Annotated in this window: 7 protein-coding genes; 5 read left to right on the top strand and 2 right to left on the bottom strand. The window is 53.5% G+C overall.

Annotation, left to right across the window (positions count from 1 at the left end; all coding sequences use genetic code 11):
* On the bottom strand, window positions 1–835 hold an 835-nt coding region (locus RTY00_RS11520), incomplete at its 3' end, for a LysR family transcriptional regulator (protein ID WP_312664529.1).
* Window positions 836–1,006: 171 nt separating this feature from the next.
* Window positions 1,007–1,915, bottom strand: a complete 909-nt coding sequence (locus RTY00_RS11515) for a LysR substrate-binding domain-containing protein (RefSeq protein WP_312664528.1) — start codon at window positions 1,913–1,915, stop codon at window positions 1,007–1,009.
* A 130-nt stretch (window positions 1,916–2,045) separates the two neighbouring features.
* On the opposite strand from RTY00_RS11515, the gene RTY00_RS11510 reads away from it, so the two are divergent.
* The 5 genes from RTY00_RS11510 (at window position 2,046) to RTY00_RS11490 (ending at window position 9,383) form a co-directional block, all read left to right on the top strand.
* Complete coding sequence (locus RTY00_RS11510) at window positions 2,046–3,356, top strand: MFS transporter (RefSeq protein WP_312664527.1); 1,311 nt, start codon at window positions 2,046–2,048, stop codon at window positions 3,354–3,356.
* Window positions 3,357–3,370: 14 nt separating this feature from the next.
* Entirely contained in the window at window positions 3,371–4,459 is a 1,089-nt protein-coding gene (locus tag RTY00_RS11505; RefSeq protein ID WP_312664526.1) for a tartrate dehydrogenase, read from the top strand.
* Window positions 4,460–4,599: 140 nt separating this feature from the next.
* Window positions 4,600–6,006, top strand: a complete 1,407-nt coding sequence (locus tag RTY00_RS11500) for an MFS transporter (RefSeq protein WP_312664525.1) — start codon at window positions 4,600–4,602, stop codon at window positions 6,004–6,006.
* Window positions 6,007–6,418: 412 nt separating this feature from the next.
* Entirely contained in the window at window positions 6,419–6,601 is a 183-nt protein-coding gene (locus RTY00_RS11495) for a general stress protein (protein WP_007893075.1), read from the top strand.
* An 808-nt stretch (window positions 6,602–7,409) separates the two neighbouring features.
* The gene (locus tag RTY00_RS11490; RefSeq protein ID WP_312664522.1) at window positions 7,410–9,383 is read left to right on the top strand and encodes an autotransporter outer membrane beta-barrel domain-containing protein; all 1,974 of its coding nucleotides are present in this window, start codon (window positions 7,410–7,412) and stop codon (window positions 9,381–9,383) included.
* The last annotated feature ends 49 nt before the right edge of the window (window positions 9,384–9,432 follow it).

Genomic DNA, 9,432 nt, shown 5'->3' with positions numbered 1-9,432 from the left:
TCTGGCGCCCCTGCGGCGTAATCACGCCAAAATAATAAGGAATATCCTCCTCCAGTGGCCGAATCGCCACACCGGCCAGCGGCATGCCCCACGCGGTAACCGGTTCGAGAATCGCCACGCCTAATCCGGCGCGCACGCAGCCAAGAATATTGGCGGAGGAGTTAGTTTCGATGGTTTGGTGCAGCGGCGTTTTGACCTTTTTCAACGCTTTTTCGTAGCGTCCGCGCAGCCGCTGCGGGCTCCACGGCGCAATTAACCGCCGTCCCGCCAGGCTGCTCAACGACAGTTGAGATTGCCTCGCCAACTCGTCGTTCTCCGGCAGCGCCACCACGCACTGCGACTGCCCAATCCAGTGCAGCTCCACCGCGTGATGCTCGAGCGGCAAACTGCATAAACCGAGATCGGCTTCGGCGGTGATCACCGCATGCGCCGTCTGCACCGCCGATTCGCTGATGATCTGCACTTTGTTCTGCAAATTGAGCGCGGCCAGCGCCTGCGGCAGCAAACCCGCCGCCAGTGCAGGCGTGGCGGCAATGCTCAGCGGGCGATGTTGCTGATGGGCGATCTCCTGCGCACGCAGGCGAATCTGCTGCAGTGAGAGCAGCGCTTTCTGCACGTATTGATGCAGCTGCAGCGCCTCTTCCGAGGGATGAATACGCGGCCCGTTGCGGATAAACAGCGGATAACCCAGCGATTGTTCCAGCTCCTGAATCAAACGCGACACCGCCGGCTGCGAGCGATTGAGCGCCTTCGCCGCCGCCGTAACGCTTCCGGCAGAGATCACCGCCGAGAAGGCTTCCAACTGCCGCAAATCCAGGTCGTTTAAAATGGTCATCGCGCGATTTTTCCCTAACTCATTGATCGTTCCCGACATTGGCGCGGGAAATATTCCATCATAGAGAGAGTAGTGGGAATTAGCCACCGGGGGGAAAGTGCGCGTTGTCCCTCACCCTAGCCCTCTCCCACTGACGGGAGAGGGAACCGTCCTCTGCGGATCTTACTAGCATCACAACTTCGCCGTCAGCTCACGCTGATGCTCCTGCAGCAAACGCAGCATATCCAGTAGAAAACTATCTTCGTTGCCCTTCTGCCAGGCAATACTCAGCGGCAAACCTTTAATCTCTTCAGGCAATTCCAGAGCGATATAACTGACGCTGTCGCTGTTCATGGTGCGATACGAAGCGGGTACCACCGCTAATCCCAGTCCGGCAGAAACCAGGCTGAGAATGGTTTGCTTCTCTTCAGCAAACTGGGCGATGTGCGGCGTGAATCCCGCCTGTTTAAACAGGCTCATGGTGAGATCGTGACTGTGCGGACGTGTGCGACGGTCGGGAATGATCATCGCTTCATGCTGAAAATCGGCCACCGCCACTCGTTCGCGCTGCGCCAGCTCATGCTGGATCGGCACCGCCAGCACGCAGCTTTCTCGCGTAATAAAACGCACCGCTAATGACGCATCAATACTTTGCGGCTCGCGAATAAAAATCATATCCAGCCAGCCCGACTTTAATTTCGGAATTAAATTAATAGTTTTGTCTTCAATAATATGAATATCGCTGTGCGGATGCAGCGGAACAAATAAATTAAGCAACGCCGGAACTAATCCACGTGCGGCACTATCAATTGCGCCAATACGTAATTTGCGACGTTCATCTTTTAATCCCACTTTAAAACGTTTAGCCAGCGCATCAAATTGATCGATTAATTTGCTGGCATCGTCAAAAAAGAGCGCGCCTTCGGCTGTTAATGAAACATTACGCGTCGATCGATTTAACAGACGCACGCCAAGGTCCTCTTCCAGTAAACGAATGAAGCGAGAAAGTGACGCAGGCATCATTTCCATCTTTTGTGCGGCGCGGCCAAAATGCAGTTCTTTACCCACCGCAACAAAGCAACGCAATTGATTTATATCCATATTCCCCTCACCCGTTGATTATGCAAATAGTTTATATAATCCACATCTGATGATAAGCCAAAACAAAACTGCATACTGAACTCGATTACAAAAAAATAACACCACCCTACACAATCTGGAGCACTTTAATATGAAATCTCACCTCGAAAAAAGGGTGATGCGTAAAGTGACGTTACGCATTGTGCCCTTCATCATGCTGCTCTACTTCATCGCTTTTCTCGATCGCGTCAATATTGGTTTTGCTGCATTAACCATGAATCAGGATTTAGGTTTCTCGCCCACGGTATTTGGCTTTGGCGCCGGAATATTTTTCCTCGGTTATTTTCTGTTTGAAGTGCCGTCGAATTTAATTCTGCATAAAGTCGGCGCCCGCATCTGGATTGCGCGCGTCATGATCACCTGGGGATTGGTTTCCGGCTGCATGGCTTTTGTGCAGGGCACCACCAGCTTTTACGTGCTGCGCTTTCTGCTGGGCGTGGCGGAAGCCGGATTCTTCCCCGGCATCATCCTCTATCTCAGCTACTGGTTCCCGGCGGCGAAACGGGCGCAGGTCACCGCCATCTTTATGGCTGCCGCGCCGCTTTCCACCGCGCTGGGATCGCCCATCTCCGCCGCCCTGTTGCAGATGCACGGCCTGCTGGGCTTTGCCGGTTGGCAGTGGATGTTCGTGCTGGAGGCGATTCCGGCGCTGCTGTTCGGCATCGTGGTGCTGTTTTACCTCACCGATCGCCCGGCAAAAGCCAAATGGCTTACCGATGAGGAGCGCGCGTGGCTGGAAACCAACATGCAGGCCGAAGAGCAGGCGCGCGCCGTCAAAAATAGCCACAGCAGCGCATGGCGCGGACTGATGGATAAACGGGTGCTAGCGCTGGCGCTGGTTTACTTCGGTACGTCAGCGGGTTTGTACACGCTCGGCATCTGGTCGCCGCAGATCATCCGCAGCTTCGGCGCATCCTCGATGGAGATCGGTTTCCTTAATGCCTTCCCGGCGGTGATTGGCGTGATCGCCATGATCCTGTGGGCACGCCACTCCGACCGCACCAAAGAGCGCAGCTGGCATGTGATTGGTGCCTGTTTGCTGGCGGCGGCTGGCCTGATTTATGCCGGTAACGTCAGCACGCTGTTCACCGTGATTATCGCATTGACGCTAGTCACCGTCGGCATCAGCGCCTCAAAACCGCCGCTGTGGAGCATGCCGACCTTGTTCCTGAGCGGCCCGGCGGCGGCGGCGGGCATCGCCACCATCAACTCCATCGGCAACCTTGGTGGCTTTGTCGGCCCGATGATGATTGGCGTAATCCGCCAGCAAACCGGCAGCTATACGTGGGGCCTCTATTTCGTGGCGGGACTGCTGGCGCTGTCGGCCATTGTGGTTCTGCTGCTCGCCGCCAGCGGTAACCGACCGCAAACGGCGAAAATACCTCATCCTCATACTCATTGATCTGGAGAAACAACATGCGTAACTATTCGATTGCCGCGATTCCTGCGGATGGTATTGGCCCGGAAGTGATCTCTGCTGGCGTGGAAGTGCTGCACGCGTTGACGCGTCACGATCCGCAACTCAAGTTCAACGTGCAGACTTTTGACTGGGGCTCGGATTACTACAAGCAACACGGCGTGATGATGCCGGAAGATGGCCTGCAAACGCTGAAGAAGTTTGATGCGATTTACTTTGGTGCGGTCGGCGCGCCCGACGTGCCGGATCACATCACGCTGTGGGGATTGCGTTTGCCGATTTGTCAGGGCTTTGACCAGTACGCCAACGTGCGTCCCACCAAAATTCTGCCGGGCGTTACCTCGCCGCTACGCAATCGTGGTCCCGGCGATCTCGACTGGGTGATTGTGCGGGAAAACTCAGAAGGCGAATATTCCGGTAACGGCGGCCGCGCACATCGTGGATTGCCGGAAGAAGTTGGCACCGAAGTTGCGATCTTCACCCGCGTTGGCGTGACGCGCATTATGCGTTATGCCTTCAAACTGGCGCAGTCGCGTCCGCGCAAGCTGCTGACGGTGGTGACCAAATCCAACGCCCAGCGTCACGGCATGGTGATGTGGGATGAGATTGCCGCCGAAGTGGCGCAGGAGTTTCCGGACGTGCAGTGGGACAAAATGCTGGTCGATGCCATGACGCATCGCATGACGCTGCATCCGCAGAGCCTCGACACCATTGTTGCCACCAATCTGCACGCCGATATTCTGTCGGATCTGGCCGGTGCGCTGGCGGGCAGTTTAGGCGTTGCGCCGACCGCTAATATCGATCCTGAACGTCGCTTCCCGTCGATGTTCGAACCGATTCACGGCTCGGCGTTCGATATCACCGGCAAAGGCATCGCCAATCCGATCGCTACGTTCTGGACAGCGGTGCAGATGCTGGAGCATCTCGGCGAGCGCGACGCAGCGGCGCTGATTATGCAAGGGATCGAATATGTCTGCGCGCAGGGCATTCTGACACCGGATGTTGGCGGCACGGCGAATACCGCAGAAGTGACGAAAGCGGTGGTGGCGTTTATTGAGGCCAAAGCTAGCGTGGCTGAAGCCGTCTGATTTAACCCGATGCGCATTGTTGTGGTCGCCATGAATGGCGACCCTACGACGGCATCAACATTTTGCTAAACAATTCGATTTGCACCTGCCGCGCTTTTCATTAAAAGTCTTTGCATCCTTCTGTTTTCGCAGGTCCTCGCATGATCGACTCAGGCAGAGAAGCCAAACCGAATTCCCATCGCACCCTGCTGTTAGCATTATTGGTCGCAGTAACCTTCTTTATGGAAAACCTCGATGCCACGGTGATCACCACCGCGCTTCCGCAGATGGCGCGCGATTTCGCCTCCAGCCCGGTGGCGCTGAACATTGGCGTCAGCGCCTATTTACTGGCGGTGGCAGTATTTATTCCGATGAGCGGCTGGCTGGCGGAGCGCTTTGGCGCGCGAACCGTGTTTGCCAGCGCCATCCTGATTTTCACCCTCGCCTCGATCCTTTGCGGCTTGAGCGACACGCTGCCGACGTTCACGCTGAGTCGCATTCTGCAAGGGATTGGCGGCGCGATGATGGTGCCGGTCGGTCGCATGGTGGTGCTGCGCGTCACTGAGAAAAAGGAGATGGTAAAAACCATCGCCTTTATTACCTGGCCGGGTTTGATTGCGCCGGTGCTTGGCCCGCCGCTGGGCGGTTTGATTGTCACCTACGGCCATTGGCCGTGGATTTTCTGGCTCAATATTCCGCTCGGCATCCTTGCCATCATCGCCACCGCTTATCTGGTGCCACAGTTCAAAACCGAACAGCGGCGGCCGTTTGACGTGCGCGGCTTTGCGCTGACCGCCACCGCCTGCACCTCATTGATTATCGCGCTGGAAGCGCTCGGGCAGATGCATCTCAATTTTGGTATTCCATTGTTGCTGCTGGGCGTGCTGTGTAGCTGGCTGGCGTATCGCCACAGCTTCCGCCATCCGCAGCCGCTGCTGCCGTTTAGCGCGATGAAAATTGCCACCTTCCGCAATGCGGTAATTGGCGGCTCGTTCTTCCGCGCCTCAATCAATGCAGTGCCCTATTTGCTGCCGTTGCTGTTTCAGCTTGGCTTTGGCTGGAGCGCGGCGCAGGCCGGAGCCATGGTGTTGTGGGTATTTGCCGGTAATCTGGCGATGAAACCGGCGACAACCTGGCTAATGAAACGCTGGGGCTTTCGTCGCGTGTTGATGATCAATGGCGTGATCAGTTTAGTGGCGATGCTCGGCTGCTTACTGCTTAAGCCATCGCTGGGCTACTTCGCCATCGCCGCGATTCTGTTTATCGGCGGGCTGTCGCGCTCGCTGCAGTTCAGCTGCTACAACAGCCTGGGCTTTGCCGATGTTCCGCAAAACAAAATGAGCGATGCCTCGGTGGTGTTCAGCATCTTCTTCCAGTTCAGCATGAGTGCGGGCATCGCGCTGGCGGCGCTGTTCCTGCGCGCATCGATGGTGTGGCAGGAACATAGCGAAATCGCGCAAAGCGATATTCATATCGCCTTCGCCGGAGTGGCGTTGTTGGTGCTGCTGTCGCTGTTTGACGTGTTGAGACTGGAGAAAAATGCCGGAGCGCAGGTGCTGGTGAAATAATATCCGCGCACTATTTATCGTTAAAACGGTTAATAGTGCGCTTCGCTTAAAAATAATTACTTTCACATAAGGATTTATATTTTTTACACCCATTTTAAGATAATGACTAATGATGCGAATGCTTACCAAATCTTAAGTAAAAAACGAAACATCAGGAATGCTTAATAATTTCATCACATTGAAAGAGAAAAATTTTAAAGGCGAAGCGGCAATATATTTATATTGACCAGAGGCTCACGCAAAAATAATTATTACCCGCCTCTTTCACTCCTTTGCAGATAGAAAAATTCCTGAGCATTATCAAGGAAGATGAGATAACTCCTAATTACCCGTTGTTGTGCGTTAGGCTTTAACGACTAACCTTAAGTGGTAAGTGAAATATGCGTTATCCCCTTTATCTGAGGTATTGATTATGACAACACCACGTGGCGGTTCTGGCAATTTTGCCATGGACCCAGAAAGAGCTCGCGAAGCTGGTAAAAAAGGCGGCCAATTGAGCGGCGGGAATTTTCGAAATAATCCTGAACGTGCAATTGAAGCAGGACGAAAAGGCGGTAAGAAAAGCCGTCGCGTCGTCGATAAATCACCCGAATAACTTTATTGCGGCTATTAGCACTTATTAGCCGCAATCTTTTTACCCCATAAAAATAAACACCGCCGGAAAACATCCTCTCGACGTTATAAAATACCATTTTGAGACATTTCTCGTTGCTAATAATTCAGATAAATAACCAAACCCTCTCAATCTCACAATAAATATTGCACCAAAGAATCCTCTTGTTTTTATTTTATCGCTCACCTACACTCCGCAAAACATAATTCACCGCAACTATCACCACTATAAACCATAACTCTAAATAGTTATTTTTAACTTAATTAGCCTTCTCAAAACGGCAGAAAGGATAACTTCGCCGTGCGGGTGGATCACATTCTGAATTTCTTGTTACTTATAAAAACATACCTCTGAACGGTGAGTATTCCTGCTGTACTTTTTAAACAACGGAGATCACGTGCACACTCAACGCCGCTTCAGAAAGGTTATCAAAAATCACGCTATCCCATTAATTAGCATCCTATTAATAGCGAAAACACCCTTGCAAGCCGCCAGCGCGGCGAGCAGTGTCATTGCGCCAGATAGCTATAGTCACATACTTAACTATTCGGACGATTACGTTATTAGTTCGGGTGACACTATTAATTCCAACTCAGCGAAAAATGACACACTTTCAATTAATGATCCTAACTTAGCGCTGTATGGGCCTGTTGAATCGGTTTCATTACACAATTACGGAATCATCAATAATGGGTTCAACACCCATAATTTAGCCGCCGTTTCATTTTTCACCAAAGACGGCAGGCTTGATAACAGCGGTAACATCAGCGGCTGGGACTTCAGCGTTATTATGGCTGGCGGAAAAAGCGCGATCGTAAACAACGGGCAAATCATCGCCGATGATGGCGTTGCACTGTTGAGCTTTGCCGATGAAACCGCGCTGCTTAATAACGGGGTAATACAGGGTTACACCAGCGCGATTGATGCGGAAAACAGCACGACGATACGGATTACCAACCAGGGCAATATCACTAGTCAGCAGCAGGCCGCGGTGATTCTGCACAGCAATAACCAACTGACTAACGCCGGTGTCATCGCCAGTCAAAATGCTCCCGCGCTATTACTAACCGGTTCTGGCAACGCCATTACCCTGAGTAATCACTCTGCGCTGAACGGCGGCAGCGATATTGCGCTGATGAGCCAGGGCGAAGCTAACCGCTTGATTTTGGCGGGTGATGGCAGTGAGAACGGCAATTTCAGCGCCGACACGCCTCAGCACGGATTGTCTGCCATTACCTCCACAGCCAGCAGCCGCTGGGCGCTTAATGGTGATGTGAATGCCTGGGGAACGAGTGATGATGTGATGACCATTGCCGGGCAGTTACAACTGGCGGGACATACGGTGATTGCTGGCGGTGGCGGCGCGACCGTGCAGCCGGGTGGACAATTACAGCTTATGAACGGTGGCAAGTTATCGGGCAACCTCGTCAATAACGGCGAGATTAGCGTTAATCCCGGAAACAACCTTCACGGCAATCCTTTTGAGATCAATGGCAATTACACCGGTAATGCCAATAGCCAGCTCACCTTTAGCGGTGCCTTAGAGGGCGACAACTCGGCGCTAAATCCACTGGTGATCAACGGTAACACCGCTGGTACGACTCAGGTTGCAGTGATTAACAGCGGCGACAACGGCGCACAAACCCAGCAAGGTATTGCGCTGATCAAGATAAATGGCACATCCGCTGCTAATGCCTTCGTGCAGAAAGGTCGTATCGTGGCGGGCAGTTATGAGTACTTTTTACAGCAGGGAACGCCGAATGCAGCCAACGATCAAAGCTGGTATCTGCGCTCTTCTTTACCACCTGCAGCACCGATCATTATGCCGATGGCTGCGCCGCAAATCAGTGCGATCCTGCGACCCGAAGCGGGCGCTTATGCGGCGAACATGGCCGCCAGCAACACCCTCTTTATCCATCAATTACAGGATCGCCTTACTGCAACTGCGCCAGGATCGTCAATGTGGCTGCGTCAAACGGGTACGCATCAGCGTGCGCAAGCGGGAAGCCAGCTTGATGATCGCAGCAACCAATATGTGGTGCAGATGGGTGCTGATTTACTGACGCTACTAACTGGCGAGCAGAGTGCGCTTCACCTCGGCGTCATGGCGGGCTACGGCAACCATCACGGCAAAACCACTTCACGTCTCACTGGCTTTGCCACTGAACATACACTTAGCGGTTACAGCGGCGGCCTCAGCGCGGCCTGGTACGCGGACGAGACTCGCCGTTTAGGCTTCTACAGTGATAACTGGCTGCAATTTAGCCGCTTTGAAAATCACGTGAAGGGCGACGATTTGAGCGCTGAAACCTGGCGTTCGCAAGGTGTAACGGCCGCCACCGAATGGGGCTATCGGGCAGCATTTTCGCTGAGCGATCAAACCCAACTGCTACTGCAGCCGCAATTACAGATCGCATGGATGAATGTGCGCGCCAGCGAGCATCAAGAGCAGAGCGCCAGCTCAGTGCGTTTCACCGGCGATGGCAATGTTGCAACCCGTGTCGGCGTCAGAGCGGAGCTGCAAACGAGTCGGTTCACGCCCTACGCTGAAGCCAACGCGTTGCACAACAGCCGCGCTTTTGGCAGTCAAATGGATGATCGCGTAGTGGAGATTGAGGGAACGAAGCACATTGCTGAAGTTAAAGCCGGTATTCGCGCCGACCTGTTTTCTGGTCTGGAGATCGCTGTTGAGGGCAACGCGCAGCAAGGCACGGATCATTATAGAAATCTGGGCGGTGCGCTCACGCTGCTGGCACATTTTTAAGAATATTATTGCCCTCCGGCTGTTGCGGAGGGCTTTATTGCCTCCCGCG

Origin of the sequence: Pantoea sp. CTOTU49201 (assembly GCF_032054795.1) — a bacterium.
Classification (GTDB): Bacteria; Pseudomonadota; Gammaproteobacteria; order Enterobacterales; family Enterobacteriaceae; genus Pantoea; species Pantoea symbiotica.
This window is presented reverse-complemented; position numbering and strand designations above follow the sequence as displayed.